The sequence below is a fragment of the Pseudomonas sp. LFS044 genome (genome assembly GCF_047978245.1).
GTDB lineage: Bacteria > Pseudomonadota > Gammaproteobacteria > Pseudomonadales > Pseudomonadaceae > Aquipseudomonas.
This window is the reverse complement of record NZ_JBFPFX010000007.1, coordinates 159,697-182,833: the sequence shown is the minus strand read 5'-3', so window position 1 is coordinate 182,833 and position 23,137 is coordinate 159,697. Positions and strand designations below refer to the sequence as shown.

General features: G+C 61.9%; 18 protein-coding genes. All 18 read right to left on the bottom strand.

Annotated elements, in window-relative coordinates; all coding sequences use genetic code 11:
• Position 1 precedes the first annotated feature (1 nt).
• Positions 2 to 1,363 carry a flagellar protein export ATPase FliI gene (gene fliI, locus ACNQPL_RS08345; protein ID WP_387527645.1) on the bottom strand — a complete coding sequence of 454 codons (1,362 nt, stop codon included), beginning with the start codon at positions 1,361 to 1,363 and terminating at the stop codon, positions 2 to 4.
• Positions 1,353 to 2,117, bottom strand: a complete 765-nt coding sequence (gene fliH / locus ACNQPL_RS08340; RefSeq protein ID WP_416466427.1) for a flagellar assembly protein FliH — start codon at positions 2,115 to 2,117, stop codon at positions 1,353 to 1,355. Before fliH ends, fliI begins: the two co-directional genes overlap by 11 nt.
• A gap of 144 nt (positions 2,118 to 2,261) precedes the next feature.
• Complete coding sequence (gene fliG, locus ACNQPL_RS08335) at positions 2,262 to 3,281, bottom strand: flagellar motor switch protein FliG (RefSeq protein ID WP_346613982.1); 1,020 nt, start codon at positions 3,279 to 3,281, stop codon at positions 2,262 to 2,264.
• On the bottom strand, positions 3,274 to 5,052 hold the full coding sequence (gene fliF / locus ACNQPL_RS08330) for a flagellar basal-body MS-ring/collar protein FliF (RefSeq protein WP_346613981.1): 1,779 nt from the start codon (positions 5,050 to 5,052) through the stop codon (positions 3,274 to 3,276). Before fliF ends, fliG begins: the two co-directional genes overlap by 8 nt.
• A 15-nt stretch (positions 5,053 to 5,067) precedes the next feature.
• Positions 5,068 to 5,400, bottom strand: a complete 333-nt coding sequence (fliE, locus tag ACNQPL_RS08325; protein ID WP_346613980.1) for a flagellar hook-basal body complex protein FliE — start codon at positions 5,398 to 5,400, stop codon at positions 5,068 to 5,070.
• Positions 5,401 to 5,506: 106 nt separating this feature from the next.
• Positions 5,507 to 6,883, bottom strand: coding sequence for a sigma-54-dependent transcriptional regulator (locus ACNQPL_RS08320; protein ID WP_416466426.1), 1,377 nt, complete (start codon positions 6,881 to 6,883; stop codon positions 5,507 to 5,509).
• Entirely contained in the window at positions 6,883 to 8,097 is a 1,215-nt protein-coding gene (locus ACNQPL_RS08315) for a sensor histidine kinase (protein ID WP_416466425.1), read from the bottom strand. Before ACNQPL_RS08315 ends, ACNQPL_RS08320 begins: the two co-directional genes overlap by 1 nt.
• Before the next feature lie 192 nt (positions 8,098 to 8,289).
• The gene (gene fleQ, locus ACNQPL_RS08310; RefSeq protein ID WP_416466424.1) at positions 8,290 to 9,765 is read right to left on the bottom strand and encodes a transcriptional regulator FleQ; all 1,476 of its coding nucleotides are present in this window, start codon (positions 9,763 to 9,765) and stop codon (positions 8,290 to 8,292) included.
• Between the two features lie 165 nt (positions 9,766 to 9,930).
• Positions 9,931 to 10,227: a flagellar protein FliT gene (gene fliT, locus ACNQPL_RS08305; RefSeq protein WP_346615069.1), complete on the bottom strand. Its 297-nt coding sequence runs from the start codon at positions 10,225 to 10,227 to the stop codon at positions 9,931 to 9,933.
• 14 nt (positions 10,228 to 10,241) lie between these two features.
• On the bottom strand, positions 10,242 to 10,637 hold the full coding sequence (gene fliS, locus ACNQPL_RS08300) for a flagellar export chaperone FliS (RefSeq protein WP_346615068.1): 396 nt from the start codon (positions 10,635 to 10,637) through the stop codon (positions 10,242 to 10,244).
• A gap of 133 nt (positions 10,638 to 10,770) precedes the next feature.
• A complete protein-coding gene (gene fliD / locus ACNQPL_RS08295; protein ID WP_346615067.1) occupies positions 10,771 to 12,180 on the bottom strand; it encodes a flagellar filament capping protein FliD in 1,410 nt (469 codons plus the stop codon).
• Between the two features lie 81 nt (positions 12,181 to 12,261).
• Entirely contained in the window at positions 12,262 to 12,621 is a 360-nt protein-coding gene (locus tag ACNQPL_RS08290; RefSeq protein WP_346615066.1) for a flagellar protein FlaG, read from the bottom strand.
• A gap of 70 nt (positions 12,622 to 12,691) precedes the next feature.
• Positions 12,692 to 13,540, bottom strand: a complete 849-nt coding sequence (locus tag ACNQPL_RS08285; RefSeq protein ID WP_346615065.1) for a flagellin domain-containing protein — start codon at positions 13,538 to 13,540, stop codon at positions 12,692 to 12,694.
• A gap of 248 nt (positions 13,541 to 13,788) precedes the next feature.
• Complete coding sequence (locus tag ACNQPL_RS08280; RefSeq protein WP_346615064.1) at positions 13,789 to 14,724, bottom strand: ketoacyl-ACP synthase III; 936 nt, start codon at positions 14,722 to 14,724, stop codon at positions 13,789 to 13,791.
• 272 nt (positions 14,725 to 14,996) lie between these two features.
• Complete coding sequence (locus ACNQPL_RS08275; protein WP_416466423.1) at positions 14,997 to 21,095, bottom strand: methyltransferase domain-containing protein; 6,099 nt, start codon at positions 21,093 to 21,095, stop codon at positions 14,997 to 14,999.
• The gene (locus ACNQPL_RS08270; protein ID WP_346615062.1) at positions 21,088 to 21,750 is read right to left on the bottom strand and encodes an NTP transferase domain-containing protein; all 663 of its coding nucleotides are present in this window, start codon (positions 21,748 to 21,750) and stop codon (positions 21,088 to 21,090) included. Before ACNQPL_RS08270 ends, ACNQPL_RS08275 begins: the two co-directional genes overlap by 8 nt.
• Positions 21,726 to 22,331 (bottom strand): HAD family phosphatase, encoded by a 606-nt coding sequence (locus tag ACNQPL_RS08265; RefSeq protein ID WP_346615061.1) that lies wholly within the window; start codon positions 22,329 to 22,331, stop codon positions 21,726 to 21,728. The genes ACNQPL_RS08270 and ACNQPL_RS08265 overlap by 25 nt, the downstream gene beginning before the upstream one ends.
• Complete coding sequence (locus ACNQPL_RS08260; RefSeq protein WP_416466422.1) at positions 22,328 to 23,098, bottom strand: class I SAM-dependent methyltransferase; 771 nt, start codon at positions 23,096 to 23,098, stop codon at positions 22,328 to 22,330. Before ACNQPL_RS08260 ends, ACNQPL_RS08265 begins: the two co-directional genes overlap by 4 nt.
• Positions 23,099 to 23,137 lie beyond the last annotated feature (39 nt).

Below are 23,137 nucleotides of genomic sequence, written 5' to 3'. Positions count from 1 at the left end.
CTTAGCCGCCGTTCGCCGGGGGCATGAAGATCGCCCCCAGCTGCTGACGGCTCTGGCCCATGCCGACGTTCTCGTCGAGCGCCTGGCGCAGGAAGTCCACCAGTTTAGGCTGCAGGGCAATGGCCAGGTCGGTTTCCGGATCGCCGCCGGCCACATACGCACCCACACTGATCAGGTCGCGGCTTTGCGACAACCGCGACCACAACTGCTTGAACTTCTGAGCCTGGCGCAAATGGTCGGCATCGACGACTTGGGGCATGACCCGGCTGATCGACGCTTCGATGTCGATCGCCGGATAGTGGCCTTCCTCAGCCAACCGGCGTGACAGCACGAAGTGGCCATCGAGCACACCCCGCGCGGCGTCGGCAATCGGGTCCTGCTGATCGTCGCCTTCGGACAGCACGGTGTAGAACGCGGTGATCGAACCACCGCCCGGCTCGCCGTTACCGGCACGCTCCACCAGCTTGGGCAGCTTGGCGAACACCGACGGTGGGTAGCCACGGGTGGCCGGCGGCTCACCGATGGCCAGGGCGATTTCACGCTGGGCCTGGGCAAAGCGGGTCAGCGAGTCCATCAGCAGCAGGACATTTTTGCCCTTGTCGCGAAAGTACTCAGCGATACGCGTGCAATACATGGCGGCACGCAAACGCATCAGCGGCGCATCGTCAGCCGGCGATGCGACCACCACGGAGCGCTTGAGGCCTTCTTCACCCAGGATGTGCTCGATGAATTCCTTCACCTCACGGCCCCGCTCACCGATCAGGCCAACCACGATGATTTCGGCTTCGGTAAAACGGGTCATCATGCCCAGCAACACCGACTTGCCCACACCGGTACCGGCGAACAGGCCTAGGCGCTGGCCCCGGCCGACCGTCAGCAGGCCGTTGATACTGCGGATGCCCACGTCCAGCGGCTGGCTGATCGGGTCACGGTTGAGCGGGTTGATGATCGGGCCGTCCATCGGCACCCAATCCTCGGCCTTCATCCCGCCCTTGCCGTCCAGGGCGCGACCGGCGCCGTCCAGCACCCGGCCAAGCATGCTCATGCCCATCGGCAGGCGACCGCTGTCATCCAGCGGCACCACCCGTGCGCCGGGTGCGATGCCGGCAATGCTGCCGACCGGCATGAGGAAAATCTTGCTGCCAGCGAAGCCCATGACTTCGGCCTCGACTTGCACCGGGTGGTACGTGTCGTCGTTGATCACCAGGCAGCGCGCGCCCACGGCGGCGCGCAGGCCCTCGGCCTCCAGGGTAAGGCCAACCATGCGCAGCAGTCGGCCTTCGACCACCGGCTGCACCGGCAACTTGATCGCCTCGGCGTAGCCGCCCAGGCGTTTGCCGAAGCTGGTACGGTCAAGGCGCATCGTTGGCGCCCAGCTCGATCGAGACATCCGGCGCTGCCGGGTGCAGGGCCTGGTCGTGCAACTGGTCGAACAGCTGTGCCACGGCCTTTTCGATGCGCGTTTCCATGGTGGCGTCGATGCGGCTGTGCGCCGTCTCGATACGGCAACCACCCGGCAGCAGGGCGTCATCCTCGAGCAGCTTCCAGCTTTCCTCATGGCGCTCGCGCAAGGCCTTGGCCAGCTCGAAGTCCTGCGGGTTGAGGTGAATGCGGATGTTGTCCGCGCCCATCGGCAGCAGCTTCAGGGCTTCACGCAGCACGTGGGTGATCTGGCTGGAATCGCTGCGCAATTCGCGGCCGATGACCTGGCGGGCCATGTGCGCGACCAGGTGCACGAGGGTCTTTTCAATCTGCGTGTCCTGCTCGGCGATGGGCTCGAGCAAGTGCGCCATCAGCTGTTCAAGGCCGGCGAGCTTGGCAGCAAGGGCCTCTTCGGCCTCCTGGCGAACTTTGAGCTGGGTGCTGTGAAAACCTTCGCGCTCGCCCGTGGCGAAGCCTTCGTTGTAGGCCTCCTGGCGAATCGCTTCGAGTTCTTCGAGGGTCAGCGGCTGGACTTCCTCCAGCGGCACTTCCTCGACTTCTTCTTCGATGATTTCCGGCTCAGGCTCGGGTACCGGCTCGGGCTCGGGATCGAAGCTGGGCAGCGCCCAGATGTCGACACCTTCGAGGTCGCGGGCACGGATCAGGTCGCTGGGGTGGGACTCTTTGGTGGGCATGTTCTCAGGTACTCAACAACTGCCGATGCAGTGTTTGTGGGAGCGGGCGTGACCCGCGAACACCGGCAAAGCCGGTGCCATTCACCGCGGCGCCTACTTCGCGGGGCAAGCCCGCTCCCACAGGAGGGCGCATTGCCCGATGGATCAGATCATTTCCTCGGCGCCCTTGCCACCGAGCACGATCTCGCCGGCCTCGGCCATGCGTCGGGCGATGGTGAGGATTTCCTTCTGCGCCGTTTCCACGTCGCTGACGCGCACCGGGCCCTTGGCTTCGAGGTCGTCGCGCAGCAGCTCGGACGCACGCTTGGACATGTTCTTGAAGATCTTGTCCTTGACCCGCTCGTCGGCGCCCTTGAGCGACACCACCAACACATCGGAAGACACTTCGCGCAGCAACGCCTGGATGCCACGGTCGTCGACGTCGGCCAGGTTGTTGAAGACGAACATCAAGTCTTCGATCTGCTCGGACAAGTCGTTGTCGATTTCGCGGATCGAGTCCATCAGTGCACCTTCCACAGAGCTGTCGAGGAAGTTCATGATGTCGGCGGCACGCTTGATGCCACCCAACGTGGTACGGGCAGCATTGGAGTTGCCCGAGAACTGCTTCTCGAGGATCTGGTTCAGCTCCTTCAGCGCCGCCGGCTGCACGGTATTGAGCGACGACACGCGCAGGATGATGTCCAGGCGCACCTTGTGGTCGAAGTTGCTCAGCACTTCACCGGCCTGGTCGGGGTCGAGGTACGCCACCACGATGGCCTGGATCTGCGGGTGCTCGTAGCGGATGACATCGGCCACGGCACGCGGCTCCATCCACTTGAGGCTGTCCAGGCCGCTGGTGTTGCCCCCCAGCAGGATGCGGTCGATCAGGCCGTTGGCCTTGTCCTCGCCAAGGGCCTGGTTGAGCATCTTGCGGATGTAACCGTCGGAGCCCACGCCCAGGCTGGTCTGGTCGCCGACGATCTCGACGAACTCGCTCATTACCTGCTGCACCTGTTCACGGTGCACGTTGCCCATCTGCGCCATGGCCACGCCAACCCGCTGCACTTCTTTCGGGCCCATGTGGCGCAACACCTGGGCGGCATCGGTCTCACCCAGCGAGAGCAGGAGAATCGCCGCCTTGTCGGTGCGGCTCAGCTTGGCGGTAACGGCTCGGTTGTCACTCATCGGCGTTGATCCACTCTTTCACGACCTGGGCCACGCGGCCCGGGTCTTCGGCCACCAGGCCTTTGATTGCGTTGAGCTGTGCCTCGTAACCCTCGCTCGGGCTTGGCAACAGAATGCTTGTAGGGCCACCCAGGCTGACGCGGTCGTTGGCCAGTTCGCCATCCAGACCGATCATGCCGCCCAGTTCCATGTCGCTGTCCGTCGCAGCAGCTTGCTTGCCACCGCCAGTGATGTTGTTGAGTACCGGGCGCAGCACGCCGAACACCAGTACCAGGATGAACACCACGCCCAACACTTGCTTGACGATGTCCCAGAACCACGGCTGCTGGTAGAAGGCGATGTCGGCGATTTCTTCGCCACGGTCGGCGGCGAACGGCACGTTGATCACCGTGACGCTGTCGCCACGGCTGGCATCGAAGCCCACGGCGTCCTGCACCAGGCGGGTAAAGCGTGCCAGGTCTTCGGCGCCCCATGGCGCGCGGGTAGCTTCACCGCTGGCGTCGAGCTTGACCTGGTCATCGACCACCACCGCGACCGACAGGCGGGTCAGGCGACCCTGCTGCTGGCGGGTATGGCTGATGGAGCGGTCCAGTTCGAAGTTCTTGGTGGTCTGCACGCGCTTGTCGGCCGGGTATGGCGCAAGCATCGGCTGGCCGGTGGCCGGGTCCATGATCTGTTGGCCGTTGGCATCCACCAGCGGCTGGCCTGGCTGGACGGCACCGGCGGCAGGGGCTGCGGCGGTGGCATTTTCCGGCGCTGCTGCACCTGCCGGCGGTTGGTTGCTCAGGGCACCGGGCACGCCTTGCGGGCCGGAGCTGCTGGCACGCTGTTCGTTGACGGCCTGCTCGCTGCGCAGCGCCGGCTGGTCCGGGTTGAACTGCTCGGAGGTGGATTCCACCGCACTGAAGTCCAGGTCGGCGGACACTTCGGCCTTGTAGCGGTCGTTGCCCAGCACCGGCTGCAGAATGTTGTGCACACGTTGGGTCAGCATGCCCTCCATGCGCCGGCTGTAGTCGAACTGCTTGCCGGCCATGGTCAGCGCAGTGTCCTGCAGCTGCTCGGAGAGCAGGTTGCCCTTCTGGTCGACCACGGTGACTTGCGACTTGTCCAGCTCCGGCACACTGGTGGCAACCAGGTTGACGATCGCCATTACCTGGCCGGCTTCCAGGGCCCGGCCCGGATACAGCTCGACCAGTACCGAGGCGCTTGGCTTGCGCTCGTCACGCACGAACACCGAGCTTTTCGGGATCGCCAGGTGCACGCGGGCCGCCTTGACGTTGTTCAGGCTGGAAACGGTGCGCGCCAGCTCGCCTTCAAGGCTGCGGCGGTAACGGGTAGCCTCCATGAACTGGCTGGTACCCAGGCCCTGTTCCTTGTCGAGCAGCTCGAAACCGACATTGCCGTCGCCTGGCGCCACGCCCGCAGCTGCCAGCTTCAGACGGGCACGGGAGAGGTCGTCGGCCTTGACCAACAGGGCACCGGAATTGGGCTCGACGTTGTAGGGGATGTCTGCAGCGGCCAGGGTATCCATGACCTGCTTGGTGTCCATGCCGGCCAGGCTGCCGTAGAGCGGCCGGTAATCAGGCTGCTGCGACCACAGCACCACGGCGAAGCCGATCGCCACGCTCGCAGCCAACCCGACCAGCAGGCCGACCTGACGCAGCATGGGCATCTGCGAGATGTTTTCCAGGAACGACATGCCGAACAGCGGCGGCTTGGACGCTGGCGGGCCACTCTTGGCGGGTGCGTTATCGACGACTGCTTCAGCCATGGTTTACATCCGTCCTCAAACCGGCATCTGCATGATGTCTTGGTACGCCTGGACCAGCTTGTTGCGTACCTGGGTCAGCGCCTGCATCGAAACGCTGGCTTTCTGCGAAGCAATCATCACGTCGGTGAGGTCGACACCGCTCTTGCCGATTTCGAAGGCATTGGCGAGTTGGGTCGACGCCTGCTGGGTTTCATGGACCTTGCCGATGGCCTGGCCAAGCATGTCGGCAAAGCTGCTCTGGCCAGGCGCCAGTTCAGGCGCAGCAGTGGCTTTGGGCAACGACATGGCATCGGCCTGCATGGCCCGCATGTCCAGCATCAGACGATTGAATTCAACACCTTGGCTCATGACCTTCTCTCTCCGGCGGCCGCATTTTTTTGACACTCATGCGGCGGATAGCCCTGAGCTAGCAACAAGAGTGCCAGCCCGCCCCGCGATCGGTTAATTCAATGCATCAGCCGTACAGGCTGGCTTCCACATCAAGCCCCGCATCGCGCATTTGCGCCAGCTTGTAGCGCAGGGTTCGGGGGCTGATACCCAGGCGCTCGGCAGCCTCCTTGCGGCGGCCGCGCTCGGCACGCAGGGTGTCGATGATCATCTGGAATTCATGGCGGCGCATGTCATCACCCAGGCCAGCGGAATCACCTGCATCCTCGACCACCGCAGGCGTGACCGCGGCGGGCGCAACCGCCGACAACGGAATGGCGCCGGCCAGACAAAAATCTGCCGCCTCGACCACCCCGCCCTGCTGCAGGATCAACGCACGCTGCAAGGCGTTATCCAGTTCGCGCACGTTGCCCGGCCAGGCATAGGCCTGCAGGCAGGCCTGCGCCGCAGCCGAAAGGCGCACAGGTGCGTGCTTCATCTTCGCCACATGCCGCGCCAGCAAGCGCTCGGCCAGCGGCAGAATATCGCCACTGCGTTCACGCAGCGGCTGCCAGGCCAGGGGGAAGACCGAAAGGCGGTAGTACAGGTCTTCGCGGAAGCGCCCCGCCGCCACCTCGCCAGCCATGTCGCGGTTGGTCGTGGCCAGCACGCGGATATCCAGGGCAATCGGCTTGCGCCCACCTACCCGCTCAACCTCACGTTCCTGCAGCACGCGCAGCAGCTTGGCCTGCAGGCCGAGGGGCATTTCGGAAATCTCGTCGAGCAGCAAGGTACCGCCTTCGGCCTGCTCGAATTTGCCGGCCTGCGCGGCAATGGCACCGGTGAAGGCGCCCTTCTCGTGGCCGAACAACGTGGCCTCGAGCATGTTGTCAGGGATCGCCGCGCAGTTGATCGCAACGAACGGCTGCGTGGCGCGTGGCGACTGCTGGTGAATGTAGCGCGCCAGGACTTCCTTGCCCGTGCCCGATTCACCCGAGATAAGCACGGTCGAATCGCTGCGTGCGACCCGTGCGGCCAGCTCCAGCAACTGTCGGCTGGCCGGCTCGCAGGCCACCGGCCCCTCGTCGTCAGATGCGCCCAGGCGCCCGGCGGCGTGGCGCTCGACCAGGCTCAAAAGGGCCTTGGGCTCGAAAGGCTTGACCAGATAATCGGCAGCGCCCTGGCGCATGGCCTCCACCGCGCGCTCCACGGCAGCATGGGCGGTCATCAGCAGCACCGGCAAGTGCGGGTGGTGGCGGCGCAGCCGGGCCAGCAACTGGTGCCCGTCCATGCCCGGCATGTTCACGTCACTGACCACCAGGCTGTACGCGTCGTCGACTACAGCCTGCAACGCCTCCTCGGCACTGCCCACGGCATGGTAGGCAAAGCCGCCGATTTCGAGGGTGTCGCCCAACGCCTGGCGCAATACGCGGTCATCCTCGACCAGCAGCACCTTGATGACCATTACAGCGCCTCCGTCTGGCCGCCGATCAGCGGCAACTCAACCGTCACACAGGTGCCACGCCCCACCTTCGAACGCAGCCGCAGCGTGCCCTGGTGCGCACGCACCACGGCTTTGACCACGGCCAGGCCCAGCCCGGTGCCGGTGGCCTTGGTGGTCAGAAAGGGTTCACCCAGCCGCCCCAGCAGATCGGCATCGATACCGCTGCCGGCGTCGCTGACGCACAAATGCAGGGTGTGCTCGCGGCGGAACAGGTGCACCTTGAGCCGGGCCGGGCCATCGCTGGCCTGCAGGGCATTCTCGATCAGGTTGAGCAAGGCACCGACCAGGGTGTCGCGGTTGCACAGCAGCTCACCCAGGCGGCTGTCGCACTGCCAGCGCACGGCGTGCCCCTGAACATGGGGCTGGGCAGCCTGCTGCAACGCCTGGAACAGGCTCTTGGGGGTCAAGCGGTCACCCAGCGGCAGCTCGCCGCGGGCGAACACCAGCATGTCGCGCACCTGATGCTCCAGTTCGTGCAGGCGCTCCTTGAGGCTGCCAGCGAACCGCTGGCGGGTTTCTGGCGCAAGCTCGCGTTCGCTATCGGCCAGATGGCTGGCATAGAGCATGGCCGCCGACAGCGGCGTACGGATCTGGTGGGCCAGCGAGGCGACCATGCGCCCCAACGACGACAGGCGCTCATGGCGTGCCAACTGATCCTGCAGGCGACGGGTTTCAGTCAGGTCATTGAGCAGCACCAGCTGGCCGGGTTCGGCATCCAGCGAACGGGTGGCGATGGACAGGCGCCGGCCGTCGCGCAGCGATACCTCATGCCCGTCATCCTTGCGCGGCGCAAAGCTGCGGGCGATCACCTGGCGCCACAGCTGGCCCAGCAAGGGCTCACCGAGCAGCTCGCAGGCCGCCGGGTTGGCTTCGCGCACCAGGCCCTGACCATCGATCACGATCACCCCACCGGGCAGCAGGTCGAGCAGGTTCTGCAGGCGATTGGCCAGGCGCTCCTTCTCGTTCAGCTCGGCCATGCGCTGGGCGCCGACCACCGCCAGCTCACCTTTCAGCTCGCTGACGCGGGCTTCGAGCATGCTGTAGGACTGGTTGAGCTGGGTGGATACCTGGTTGAACAGGGCAAATGCCTGCTCCAGCCCCTGTCGACTCTCCTGTTCGACCGGGGTACGCCCCTGCGGATCAGGGACTCGGGAAAAGTGGGCGGCCTGGGGCATCGTGCTCTCTCGCGTGGCTGACCGTCATAAAAACGGTGTGGTGCCAGCGGTGTAGCAATAGCCGTGCCGGGGATGGGGGTTTTAGCTATCGGGGAATTGGGCGCTTGTCTTGAGGGTTGCAGTGATGCGCAGATCGAGCGCCGCGCGGGCGGCGCTCGATCTGAAGGGCGCCAGAGCACTTAAGCCAGCACCTCAATCCTCCGCCTGCTCCTCACCACCCTGGCGGCTCATGCCGTACTTGCGCATTTTCTCGACCAAGGTGGTGCGGCGAATACGCAAACGTTCAGCGGCGCGCGCCACGATACCGTTGGCATCGTCCAGCGCCTGCTGGATCAGACCCTGCTCCAGGCTACCGAGGTAGTCCTTCAGGTCCAGGCCCTCAGGCGGCAGCATGGCGTGGCTGGAAAAACTCGGCGCGTGGCCATTGATCGCCACCCGCTCTTCCAGGTCGCTGCGCAGGCTGTCGACCAGCTGCTCGTCTTCGTCGTCGATATAGCGGAATTTCTTCGGCAGCTCCGACACACCAATCACCCCATACGGGTGCATGATGGCCATGCGCTCGACCAGGTTGGCCAGCTCGCGCACGTTGCCCGGCCAGCCATGCCGGCAGAGCGACATGATTGCTGCGGAGTTGAAACGGATCGAACCGCGCTTCTCGTGCTCCATGCGCGAAATCAGCTCGTTCATCAGCAGCGGGATGTCTTCCACGCGCTCACGCAGCGGCGCCATCTCGATGGGGAACACGTTCAGGCGGTAATACAGGTCTTCGCGGAAGGTCCCATCCTCGATCATGGTCTCGAGGTTCTTGTGGGTCGCGGCGATGATGCGCACATCGATGCTCTGGGTCTTGTTGCTGCCGACCCGCTCGAAGGTACGCTCCTGCAGTACGCGCAGCAGCTTGACCTGCATCGGCAGCGGCATGTCGCCGATTTCGTCGAGGAACAGGGTGCCGCCATTGGCCAGCTCGAAGCGCCCTGCGCGGCTGGTGATGGCGCCGGTGAAAGCCCCCTTCTCATGGCCGAACAGTTCGCTTTCCAGCAGCTCCGCCGGAATCGCCCCGCAATTGACCGGCACGAACGGCGCATCCCGGCGCTTGGAGTGGTAATGCAGGTTGCGCGCCACCACCTCCTTGCCGGTGCCGGATTCACCCAGGATCAGCACGCTGGCGTCGGTATCGGCCACCTGCTGCATCATCTGCCGCACATGCTGGATGGCACGGCTGGTACCGACCAGGCTGCGGAACAGGTTGGGCTCGCGCTGGCGCCCGCGCTCACGGGCCTGGTCGTACATCTCGCGATAGACCTGGGCACGGTGCAGGGAATCGAGCAGCTGACTGTAGCTCGGCGGCATTTCGAGGTTGGACAGCACGCGACGGCGAAGCTCCTCCGGGTAATCCGCAGAAGAAATTTCACCAATCAGCAACACCGGAAGGAACTCATCCCACCCAGCCACTGTCTTAAGCAACCCCAGCACATTGCCTGGAGCGTTTACGGTTCCGATCAGCACGCAGAGCACTTCACGGCTCGAAGACAACGGCTCTACCGCCTGCTGCCAGTCCTGGCTCGCGCAGGGCAGGTTTTCTTCGCCGAGGAAGTTCAGAACCACCGCCAGATCGCGGCGGCGGGCGCTGTCGTCATCGATCAGGAGAATCTTGGTTTCACGCCACATGCAATAGCAACTTCCCTAGTCATATCGGCGCCCGAAGGCGTGCTCGACATCATTCTGACTGAATGGTCAGTGGTCGGACGTCTGAAATTCGAAAACAGCCACTAGTAAAGTCAAAAAAACACATACAGTCAAATTAATGGCGCACGACTTTTAGGACATCTGTGGTCAACTGAACAGATGGTATACCTTAGCCGCATTTTTCGCCTGACGGATTTGGGTCATCTCGTCGACTATTGATTGACGTTCGCCACTTGCAACCTCGATTAACTGCCGGTAGACGTCCAGCAACTGCTCCAGGCTGTCGCGCACATCCGCCTCCTGCCCTTGCGCCTCGGTAAGCACATCGTTGATACGCAGGCGGCATTCCAGGTCCAGTTCACCCACCGCATCCCAGTCTCGGTTCGCCAGGGCGCCCAGCAGCAATTCGCGGGTCTGTTCGATACGGGTGATCACATCGCTCATGGCATCCTCCTTGTTCAGGGGGCCGGCGACTGGTCGCCGATCGCATCCCAACCTTCCTTGACGGTAATCAGCAGGCGCGCGACTTCGTCGATGATCGCCGGGTCGCTTTTGGCGTTGGCCTCAACCAGGCGACGGCTCATGTAGGTATACAGGCTGTCCAGTTCGGCCAGGCTGTCGGCATGGTTTTCCAGATCCAGACCTTCGCGCAGCCCCCCGATGATGTCGATGGCCTTGCCCAGCAGGATGCCCTTTTGGGCGATGTCCTTGCGCGCAATGGCACCCTTGGCTTGGGCCAGGCGATCAAGCCCGCCCTGCATGAGCATCTGCACCAGACGGTGCGGGCTCGCTTCGGAAGTTTGTGCCGCACCATTGACTTTTTGGTATTGCCGAAGGGCCAACATCGGGTTCATGTATCTACCTCGTTGCAGCGAAAAAGGTTGCTTGTAACCTGTGTATCGCCGGCACGTCAAAAAACTTTAGGGCCAAAACAAAAAGCCCGGCGCGTCGCGAGACACTACCGGGCTTATTGTCACGCCACGCCGATCAGGAATTCTTGGCCTGGGCGTTGATAGCTTCGAAAATCGAAGTGATCTGGCTGGCCTGCGCCTTCATCTTGCCCAGCGCGGTATCCAGTGCCACATACTGCTTGGTCAGCGACTCGGTCAGGGATTCGACACGACGGTCCAGAGCCGCCTGCTGACTGGCCAGCAACGAAGCGGTCTTGTCCAGATTCTGCTTGCGCGTCGCCAGGCTGCCATCGGTCTTGTTGTAGGGATCGATAGCCTTGTTCATCCGCTCGAAGATGCCGTTGGTGCCGGTGAAAAGCTCCTGCACCTGCGACCCCAGCTTCTTGTCGTTCATCGCCGCGGTGAACTTGGTGCTGCTGAACTCGAGCGTGCCGTCCTTCTGCGTGTTGATACCCAGCTGGCTGAGGCTGGTCAGTTGATCACCCGCCCCGACTTCACTCAACACCTTGCGCACATCGCCGAGCAACGAGCGCGTCGTCGGGTCGTTGGTCAAGGCACCGAGGACCAGGTTATCGTCCTCGTCACGGCTGGTCGAAGTGAGCGAAGTGATGGCTTTCTGCAGAGTGTTGTAGGCATCCACAAAGCTCTGGACAGACTTTTTAAGCCCGTCGTTGTCCGCCGCTACCGTGACCTTGGTAGCCGTGCCCGATACGCCGCTGGCCGTGGCCCCGGTCAATTCCAGGGTCATGCCGCTGATGGCGTCGCTGACCGTGTTGCTGGCACTTTTCACGCTCAGGCCATCAATGGTGAGCTGGGCATCCTTCGCCAGATCAGTGATGTAGCCGGCACCCGAGCCGGTCATCTTGGCGGTGCCATCGATCTCGAGTTCGGCGATGCCGCTGACCGAGATATCGGAACCGGCGCCAGTCGTGGTGGAGCCCAGCACCAGGCGGGAGCCGCCCTCTTCGTTGACGATGTTGGCGGAAATACCGTTGCTGCCCAGCTCTTTGTTGATCTGGTCGCGCACGCTCTGCAACGTGGCCCCGGAAGCCACTTGGATCTTGTAATCCTTCCCGCCCTGCGAAATGGTCAGCTCTCCATCGGAGACCGCACTTGCAGCGCCGCCGGCAAACGCCTGGCTCGCGACCTTCGACCCGGTCGCCAGGTTGAGAACCTTGATGTCGTAGCTACCCGCCACAGCCGAGTTGCTCGATTTGATCTTCACGATCGACTCATTGCCCGACGTTGCCGCGTAGGCATTGAACGATGGGGCATCTTTGTCGTTGAGTTTCTTCATGGCGTCCTGGAACGCCGTCAGAGCACTGCGCAGCGAGCCAATGCCCGAGATCATCGCACTGTTGTTGCTGGTCTGACGGGCGATCTGCGACTTCTTGGCCGCCGTGTCGGCGTTTACCAGCGTCTCGACGATCGTGCCGATTTCAAGACCGGAACCCAGGCCAATCGAGGAGGAAATTGGACTTGCCATGCTGTGTCCCTCTTACCGTGATACGTCGCCCCCATTCCTGCGGGCACGACATTCATTAGCAGCTTTGATGCTTGCCGCCAATCATACCTTGGCGTCAAACAGAATACTGTTGACATCACTCAGACTATGGGCAATTCGCAGCGCCTCTTCGGAAGGCAACTGACGAATCAGCTCACCGCTGTCGGTAGCGATGACTTTGACAACAATTTTGCCGGATTCTTCATCCGTGGAAAATTGCAGATTGCGTTGCGACGCTTTCAGAAACTTTTCGATGTCCGAGACGGCGCTCTTGACCTCATCGACATGCTGCACTGCTTTGGGCTGCTGCTTGTCGTCCTTGGGCTGCGCATCGTCTGCTGGCCGGACAATCGGCTTGTCAGCGTTTTGCTCGGCCGGACGGGCGGCCGCATAAGACAGGTTCAGCTTGACGCTCATGTCCATGACCACTACCTCGCAATGAGAAAGCGGGGAAGCGCCTCAGCAGCGCTTCCCCGCCAGCAACCAGGGCAGATTAGCCCAGCAGCTTCAGTACTGCCGATGGCAGCTGGTTGGCCTGGGCCAGTACCGAGGTCGAAGCTTGCTGCAGAGTCTGCTGCTTGGTCAGCTGGGCAGTTTCAGCAGCGAAGTCGGTGTCCTGTACACGGCCACGGGCAGCTTCGGCGTTCTCGTTGATGTTTTGCAGGTTGTTGATGGTGCTGGTCAGACGGTTCTGCGAAGCACCCAGGTCAGCACGGTTGGTGTTGATGGTCTGCAGAGCGGTGTCGATGGCAGCTACAGCGGCGCTGTAGTTGGTTTCCGACAGGGTGCTGCTGGAGCCCTGGATGTTGATGCCCGAGCCGATGCCCAGCGAGGTGGCGTCGAACTTCTGGTTCAGGTTGATGGTGATCTGGTTTACGCCGCCGGTGTTCGAGCCGACCTGGAAGGTCATGGTCGAAGCGGAGCCGTCCAGCAGGTTCTTGCCGTTCAGCTGGGTGCTGTTGGCGATACGGGTCAGTTCCGAGGACATCGACTGGAATTCTTTGTCCAGGGCGATACGGTCGTCGGCGCTGTTGGAGTCGTTTCGCGACTGGATGGCCAGTTCACGCATACGCTGCAGAATGTTGGTTTGCTCTTGCATCGCGCCTTCAGCGGTCTGGGCGATGGAGATACCGTCGTTGGCGTTTTTGATCGCCATGGTCTGGCCACGGATCTGCGAGGTCATGCGGGTAGCGATCTGCAGGCCGGCAGCGTCGTCTTTGGCGCTGTTGATTTTCAGGCCCGAGGACAGGCGGGTCATCGAGGTAGCCAGCGCGTCGGTGGCACGGTTCAGGTTCTTCTGGACGCCCAGGGAGGTGGTGTTGGTGTTAACAGTCAAAGCCATGACGAATTCCTCGTTGGATTGTGTACTACGGCTTCCGGCCTTGGCAATTTGCCGGGTGTGGCACAGAGAACCTTCGTAATGGTTATCGTCGTCAGGGCGGGTTGCTTTAGGGGAATTTCAAAAAAATTTACTGGCATCCTGCCAGCCCAATGAAATCAAGGGTTTGACGCCAGATTCCAGGGGGCTGAAAAGGCCGGTAAACAAAAACGCCGCCCATGGGGCGGCGCTTGGCTTTTACGGGCTCGCGATCACCCCTGGCGCTCGATGATCGCCGACCCCCAGGACAGGCCAACTCCGAAGCCACTGAGGGCAACGCGCTTGTGCGCCGAGCCGAGCACGTGCTTTTCCAGCAGTAACGGAATGCTCGAAGACACGGTGTTACCCGTTTCGACCATGTCCTTGATGAATTTCTGCTTGTGCTCACCCTCGTCAAAGCGCGCAGACACCGCGTCGACAATCGCCGCGCTGCCCTGATGCAGGCAGTACAGGTCGACATCATCAGAGGTCAGGTTGCTGGCCTCAAGCAACTGCTGCAGGTGGGCAGGCACCTTGACCAAAGCGAAGTTGTACACCTGCCGGCCGTTCATGAAGAACTTGCCGTCGGTGGTGCGAAGGTGTTCGGCACCGGCACCATCGCTGCCGAACAGCGACTTGCCTAACTGCCAGGTAGCGTCCTCACCCATCCAGGTCGCGGTCGCCGCATCGCCGAACAGCATCGTGGTGTTTCGGTCCTCTGGGTCGACAATCTTCGAATAGGGGTCGGCGGTGATCAGCAAACCGTTCTTCAGCCCCGCAGCCTCCATGAACCCCTTCATCGCATACAGCCCGTAGACATACCCCGAGCACCCCAGAGAAATGTCAAAGGCGGCAATGGCAGTGGGCAGCCCGAGCTTGTGCTGCACGATGGCCGCCGTATGAGGCAGGCCTTCGGCATCGCCGTTCTGGGTCACGACAATGACCGCATCGATACTAGCCGGGTCCAGCGACGGGTTGGCGGCAAAGAGATTCCTGACGGCCTCGACGCAGAGATCGGAGGTTTCCTGGCCGGAATCTTTGCGCGGCAAGAAGGTGGAGCCGATCTTGCCAAAGATAAAATCCTGGTCCTTGCCAAATTTCGCGCCTTGCGCGTAGTTGTCCACGCCGTCAGTCGGCACGTAACTGGCGATGCTTTTAATGCCAATCATATGGCTTCCCAATTCAATGACAGCAAAGTGCGTACTGCGCTTGACACCCCACGGCCAGGCAAGAAGGTATTTCCGGACAAACGGGGGCGATCACGCAGTCGTTAACGGATGTAACGATGATAACAGTGAAGATGCCCGCCGTGACTCTTAAGTCACGCTATTTGTCGATTCATGTGCCGGAAAACCGCTCGATAGCCGTGGAAACGAAGAAGGCGCGCCGACAAGTCGGAACGCCCTCCATTCGCTGACGTGCAAGATCAACGCCGGTGATTTCAGCCGGCGATCCAGGCGCGGTACCAAGCCTCCAGATGATCGCCTTCAAGCATCCAGTCCCGCTGCACCACTGCCCGCAATTGATCACCCATTCGCTCGCTGGCAGCCGGATCGCTTACATGCATCCTGATCGCTTCGACCCATTCGGCGGCGCAGTTGCTGACCCGCGTGACCGGCAGCAAGCCTTGGTATGTGCGGACATCGCTGCACACCACCGGTACACCACAGGCGCCAAATTCCAACAGGCGCTGGTGGCCGAGGCACTCGTTGAGCGCACCGTGCTCCAATGGCGCCAAAGCCACGTCCAGCCCCAGTTGAGCCAAGGCGAAGGGGTAGCGTTCGGCTTGCGCAGCGGCATGGATTTCATGGACGAATGCGCGCAGGCTTGGCGGGCATTCGCCCAGCAACACCCATTCCACTTCCCCTGCCAACGCGCTGACGACATCGAGGATCAGTGCCTGCTCAGCGGGGCAGCTTATGTCAGCCCCTACAAGCCCGACACGCGGCTTGCGCCCTGTGCCACGCGTGCTTTCGAGCGACTTCCACCATTGCGGCAGCAGCCGGCTTTCGATCACCCGGATATCGCCATGCACGTTGGCGAAGGTCTCGGCCAGCGCCTCGCTCCCCACAACCAGTCGGTCGGCGAACTCCGCGCTGCGATGCAGCGCCACGAGGGCGTGCTCCAGAGCTGGCAGGTCCGCCGCCAGGCCTCGCAGTGACTGCACTTCCAACTCCATCACCTTGAACGCTTTGGAGAACGCCGAAAGGCGCTGCATGCGCACCACTTGCCGATCATCCACCGTACGTCGCAAAACGAGCGTATCCGGGGCGTAACGTTCCAACTCAGTCACGGACAACTGCGTCTGAATCAACGCACCCTCAATCAGGCCAGCGCGGCTGAGAGCCTCGAACGGCTGAATAACCCTCGAGTCGGCGCTGTCATGCAAGCTTTCTACGCATGCCAATACCGTAGGCAGTGGCTGCCAGGATGCGAGAGGCTTCCAACTGAGCTTGCTCGGTGCCAAAGTGAATTCGCCGCCACTGAGTGCAAAATGGGCACTGTAGGCAGGGTCACGGGCCAGCAATGGCAACCAACGCGCGTACAGGGCATCTTCCTGTTCGGCAGTGACCGCCGGCGCAAGGGTTTCGCTGATCAACAGCGAAGCCCGCGGCGTCCACACATTGAGATACCCTGCGCCATGCAGACGCAGACACAGGTCAACATCCGCCCAAGGGGCCATCTCGGGGCTTTCATCAAAGCCACCGACCTCCATGAACAACGCCTTGCCCAGCATCATGCAGTGCCCACTGACCGCCGCATGGTTCTGATCGACAAGCAACCGTTGCAGGTAGCCGGCAGCCTCCATTGGCCGCCCCCTGGCTACCCTGCCCACCGGCCCATCGAGCCCCAGCACCAGGCCGCCGTGACGCACCGTGCAGTCACTTGCCAGCAATTTTGCCCCTACGGCGCCCGCTTCCTGCCGGCAGGCATGGTTGACCAGTTGGAGCAACCAGTCAGGCTCAAGTACGGCAATCCCACCGTGCAGCCACAACAACAGTTCGCCATGTGCCTGCTGGGCGGCAAGATTGCGCACCTGCACCGATGAAAGCTCAGCCGGGAACCGCAGGATCCGGATGCACGCTGCGCCCAATTGCTCAACGCCTTCAAGCCAGGCTTGCAAGGCAGGGTCATTCACTTGCTGGTCCAGCAGCATGATCTCGAAGGCGCGGTAGCTGGTTTTTTCCAACAGGGTATCCAGGCATCGGCGAACCCGCTCCAGCCCTTCCTCCGTGGAGATCATGATGCTGACCAGAGCACTCTCGCCCACTCCGTAGTCAACGTCATAGTGGCCCGGCAGGCGACTGCCCAGCGAGGCGCCCTCGAACCCCCTGGCCAACAGGTGGCGCTGAAGCACTTCTCGCGTGGCCGGGCAGTCGCGCAGCGGCACACTGTCACGGGTTAGCAACGGTTCACTGATATGACCCAGGCCTTCCAGCCCTTGGTCTTCGATCAGGCGCAGTAGCAGATCCAGCTCGAAGGCTTCGCCGGCCTCTTGGCGGAAACCACCGAGCGACAGCCAGGCATCACGACTGAACAACCAATGGTTGGCCAAAATACCCGGCACACTGAGCAGCATGTCCAGGTTCAACCCTGGGCGCAGGGCCAATGTCAGTGCACCCGCTGGCGAACGCAGCACTTCGTCACCGTGAACGGCGCGCAGGCCCGGCGCACCCAGCAAGTCCAGGGCGGCAATCAACAGGCCACTGGCAGTGAACTCGCACCCGGCTTCTACCAGCATGAACCAGTCGAAATCACCTTCGCGCACGGCATGCTCGATTTCGGCCATGACAGAACCTTCTGCAAGCCGTCGAATGTGCAGCTTGTCCCCGGGTCTAGACGCCGCACCTACATCGAGGGGCGTCAACGCCACAATCTTCAGCGCGGGATAAAGATTGTTTTCCGGGCTTAAACTGCGCAGCGTCAGCTCTAGCCGATCGGCATCACCCTTGCGGTCGATCACCACCAGGCCAAGGGTCGGCAGGGCATTGGCGGCCAATCGTGCATCGATCAATTGCTGCTGCACGGCACTTGGCCTGCGCTCGTCCAGCCAGGCCTGCACATCAAGGTCGACCGGCAACGGCGGATGCTGACGCAGCGCGGCCTGGATCTGCTCGTTCGCGGTGGCTACCTCGCCTCCCCTTGCCGTGATGTCTGCGATCTGCTGGGCAAAGGTAGCGCGGAAAACCTTCTCGCGCAGCTCCCCGTAACTAGTGCGGTTTTCCGCCGTATCAGCCTCGCGCAGGCACGCCTTGATCTGGTCCAGCCGAACCAGATCGGCATTCAGTTCTGCGCCGGTCAACGGTGGTTTCAATGCTTCGTTGACGTGAACGCGCCATTGCGTCTCGGTGGCCAGGATAAGGGAAAGCAGCCGCTCCATGACGAACACCTTGCACGCATAGCCTTCCGTGGCACGGTGCAAGGTGGCGGCATTCAGCGCGGCACCGTAGGCCGTTGGCCACTCGCCACTGCGCGCCTGTTCGGCCGCCTGGAAGATAGTCTCTGCTTTGCTCAGCCAGTGCCGCCAGAAGCGCGGCTTGGCGATGAAGTAGTTGCAGAACTGCGACTGCGTCGAATCCATCACCAAGGTTTCAAGATCCACCCCCGGGGCCAGACGACGCGCCATTTCCACGAACACCGGCCAGATATTGGGATGGTGAACGAGGCCTTGGATGAAGACGTTTTCGTAGCGGGCTCCGTCCGAGAAGAAGACCGGGAACAGCAAGACATCGGCATCGTCCGGAGCCGAATCGACAAAACTCAGTACCTGACGAGAGTCCAGGCCGGTCTTTTCCTTGAATCGAGGCGACAGAACGCCATAGAACGCGTTCTCGTCCAGCGCGCTGCTCTGCAGCAGGTTGCGGATCGGCCAGTACTCGGCCCAGTCGGGTCGCTGACCGATGTTATCCAGCGGTATGTAGCCCGGCTCCAGCATCGCGCGGGTTTCTTCTGAATAGAAGATCTGGTGAATATGCGCACGTGCTGGCGCTGTCACGGGTGCGGCATCCGCAAATGCCAGGCACAGCGACAGCGGGCCTGCCAGGCCCGGCATTCCGGCGAACGCGCCGGAGCTGCGCAGTTCGATATCGGTGACGCCCTGATCGTTGGGCTCGAATGGCAGCAGCAAGCGTTGCACGCCAGCATTCCCGACCTGCAGTTCGCGCACACAGCGGCCATTGATCCAGACTTGAGTGACGAACGGGAAGATGTCGTATTGCTGCCCGGCAACTGCACTCATCAGCAGTTCGACGCCGGCCGACGAGGCCGCACGTCCTTTCACCGCCGGGGCCAGCTGCAATGCCGCTCGCGGCCCGGCCAGATACTGGCCGGCGCGATTCCCGACGACCCGCAGTACCGATGAGCGCAGCACGAGGTTGATCTTCTCGTCTTGCCACAAGGCCGTACGCCCGTCAGCCGCTACCGTTTCCCAAAACGCATCGAATACTTCGTCGTCGATGGTTTGCGGCAATTGCTTGAGCAATCTTTGCAGAGTGTGCGCCGCCACCAGCTGCCAGGCCGGACGCCCTTGCGATTGCCTTAACGCGCAGCGCAGGCGCTGGCGCACCCAAGCCTGGCTGTCATTGCTGTACGTCTCGGCGGGTAAGCTCTGCGCGCTCAACAGCACGGCATCGACTTCCCCATTGGCCAGCGAGGCCAGGCCGTCGCTGACCTGATGGGCGCTGCCAGGGCTGCAGGCAAGTTCGCCGTCCACCAGCAGGTAGCTATGGTCGGCCTGGCCATCGCGCAAGCGCCCTGCCAGCCATCGCTCACGGTCTGCCGGTGCGACGACGGAAATGTGTTTGAACGCCAGGCACGCGTCGAACGCTTCATGCAGATGCGCCGCCTGATCGCTGTACTGCCCATCGATCACCACATGCAGGCGAGGCACCTGGGCAATGGCCGAGGCCACACGTTCGGCCGAACGGCCATCCCTGAAGTGGCCGTAGAGGTGACGAACACGTTCTCGCTGGGCAGCCCGGCAATGCATATGGTGCAAGCCATGCGCGTCTTTGAGCAGCGCTATGAACGCTTCGTCGTCACCGAATTCCATACCGATATCACGCCAGGCGTTGCCGGGTGCATCGGGGTTGTACTCCCAGTGCCCTACCCGGGCTTCGCTGGAATACAGCAAGATCGGCCGGTCCAGCACCATGTATTCGAACAGCAGCGACGAACGATCCGCGACCAGGATATCCGCCTCGGCGAAGCTGTCGGCAATGCTCGCTTCAGGATCATCGACCAGCTCGACCCGGGGATCGGCTGCCACCTGCTCACGCCACTGCCCCATCAGGTCACGGAACAACGCCTTGTCCACGACGAAGCTGTGCTCATGCTGCACGATGGCAGGATGCGGCTTGATGATGATTCTGGCTTGGGGGTAGACCGAGCGGATCAGGCGCACGATACGGTCACCGAAATACACCGCCGCACTGATTTCCGGGTTGTAGGTGGGTGCAAACAGAATCGTCGGCTCGGCTTCGCTCAACTGGCGCTCGGGCAGTTTGAACACCTGGTCGACCCAGGCATTGCCAGTCAGCAGGAAACCATGGCGTGGATGAACATTGGACAGCAACGTGTCTTCGATATCCCAGACGCTGCCGCACAAGTAGTCAGCATGGTTGTATTGCGGCTCGGCATAGCCATATCGAGTGACCGAGCCATGGCGCATGCCGATCAGCAGTACCTGATGCGCATCGCAATAATCCCGCCAGAACTCCACCGACCAACCATCGGCAACCACAATGACCTGCGGCTTCCAAGCCATCACTTCATCGATCGAAAGGCTCAGGAGGCTTTCGTCGAAGCAGGCTGCCAATGGCCGCAAGGAACGGAAATGAAACGGCATGCTGCCGTAGCAGGCCACACGCAAGCCGGCAACAGGCAATGTGGCAGGTGCCTCGAGCACCGTGCGAAACACATAAAGCACGCTGGTCTGACCGCAGTTGTGCATGGTCAGCAGCGGATGCCTGGCTTCTTCGCGCAACCCCAGCGAACGGATGAGCGCGAGGTAGCGGGATTCAGGCCGATACTTGGCTTCGTAATGCTCGTTGAGCAGGGTCCGTGCCTCGCCCTCCTGCAGCAGGACCGAATCCTTCAGGATCAGTTGCCCACCGGGCTTGAGCATCGACAACGCTCGCAGGACCACGCGCGCGGCGGCAGTGTCATCACTGATAGTGGTCAACACGCCCATCAGGCTGACAGCGTCGAACTGCTGCTCGCAAGCGAACTCGAACACATCGGCAACCTGGAAATCGATGTTGTCGACGTTTTGCTCCAGGGCCTTGGCTCGCGCCTGCTCGATCAGTTTTTCACCCACATCGAACGCCACCACGCGCCCCGCACCACGGGCGAAGAGCAAGCTGAACTCACCATCAGCACAGCCGATATCCAGTACCTGGGCGTTGTTGGGCAGCGAGGGCAATACCTGCGAAAGCAAGCACTCGCGCTGGCGCTTGTAGAGTTCTTGCGGGCCAATCTGGCCGCGCTCGGTCTGGCTCCAGAAGTGACGCGCCACTTGACCCTGTTGGTTATTACTCATTCTCGCCCCACTGCGTCGCAAAGACTTTACGTGCCATGTCCAGGTCCGCCGTCGTGTCGATATCAAATGCTTTGAGTTCGAAAGCAGGCAACGGCAGGCAGGTTTCCAACGCCTGGTAAACGAAGATCGGCTGGTTGACCACGATCTGCGGCTTTATCACGGCGATGCCCGTCCACTCCATGGCATATTTCGGTTCACGGGTGAAACCCAGCAATCGGGTGCCAGCGTCATCGAGGTGGACCCTCACGCCGTCGCTGGTGATGTAGGGCGAAACGCCTACCAACTGGTCGTGGTGTTGCGCTGCCTCCAGGAACGCATCGAAGCTGCGGGGCTCAACGACAGTATCCGCGTCCAGCACCAGCATCCGCTCATCGAGGTGTCGAGAAACCCGGTAGATGCTTTGCAGGGTGTTGGTGCGCGCGTAGTCGGGGTTGCGTACCACGATTACATCGGGACGCAGTGAGATGGCATGCTCGATCACCTCTTCCTCATGAAAGCCGACCACCAGCCAGACAGTTTCTGCCCAGTGCAGACGCTCGAGGTGCCAATCGAGGAGCGTCCGACCCGCCACTTCGACCAGGCATTTCGGCTTGTTAAGCCCCAGCCGCGAGCCGATGCCGGCGGCGCAGATTACAGCGTGCTTAACAAGCGACATAGGGCCTTCCCATCGTAGGTAACAAAATCACTCAGTTTGATCAGCTCTTTGTTCGGCCGATGAACCCCGCCGAAAGCGATACGCCAATCGGCAGCCTCGAACATCGGCACATCATTCATGCCCTCGCCGACTGCGACGATGCGCTCGAAGCGCGAACGCAGGCTGCTGACTGCATCGCCCTTGTGCAAAATATGCTCGACACCGTCCAACTGGCCTTGCTGGTCGAGCCTGGCGAGCGAGGTGAAGCTGTGAATGCCCAGTTTGTCGAGCACCGGCTTCACCCACAGATCAAGGTTGCCCGTGACGATGAAGGATTGTTCGGGGTGACGCGTGATGAACTCCAGGATCGCTGGGTCGAACTCGACGTGCTTGTCGAGCGCCGCATGAATCCAGTCCAGTCGTGCATCGCGAAGCAGTTTGACGCGCAACTTGAACGACTTGTCGAACGGCAGCAGCCCTTCGATGGTGGCCTGTGTAAGGGCGCTGATCTCGTCCTCCAGGCCCACCGAAGTGGCGATCAGCGGCAGTAACTCCTGACGGGTAAGGGTACCGTCGAGATCGAAGCAGTAAGCGGTGCTCATACTTCCCCCCCAGGGCGTCGCAGTATGAAGAAGTACTGCCGGGTCTCTGTGCGCTTCTCCAGGCTTTCGGGGAACAGGAACCCCTCATGCTGGACGAACAGCCCCAGCCCGTCGAAGGCCTGCTCCATCAAGACGTGCAGCTCACTGGCGGTGCGATAGATTGCCGAATACTCGTCGGCAAGCTCTTCGGAATAGAACCGGTCCAGGGTGAACCGCTCGGCAACACCGACGGGCTCGCGCAGGTAGATGCCGCCACCTACAGCGGTCAGATGCGCGGCATCACGCAGTACCTTCACACAGTCGGCATCGTTGAGGTAAATGAGCAGGCCGGAGATCAGGGCCAGATCGAAAGGCCCTTTGACACTCAGTGCATCAGGCTGGATATCGGTGGCCGACATGACTTGAAAGTGCATGCCCGGCAGCTGCCGCGTGGCAGCCTCCTGCTCGGCTTTGGCAATCAGACTGGCTGAGAAATCAAGGCCCAGATAGTCGAGTGCTTGACACTGTTCGGCAAGGAACCATCCCCATCGCCCTGTCCCGCAGCCAATGTCCAGGATTCGCTGTGCCTGGCCCAGGCCGAGCATATCGGCCATTGCCGTTTTTTCCGCCTGATCGCGTTGTTCGACCAGTTCGGCATTATGATCCTGATACATGGTGGCGCTGAGCACATTGGTGTAGCTGCGGTTGCCGCGCGCTTCGAAAAAGGCTCGGGTCGCGTCGTAGTCAATGGCGACATGCGTACCCTTAATGCGTCGAGAGTCGTTCAAGATTGCTCCTTGTCACTGCAGCGGTCGGGCAATCAAGCA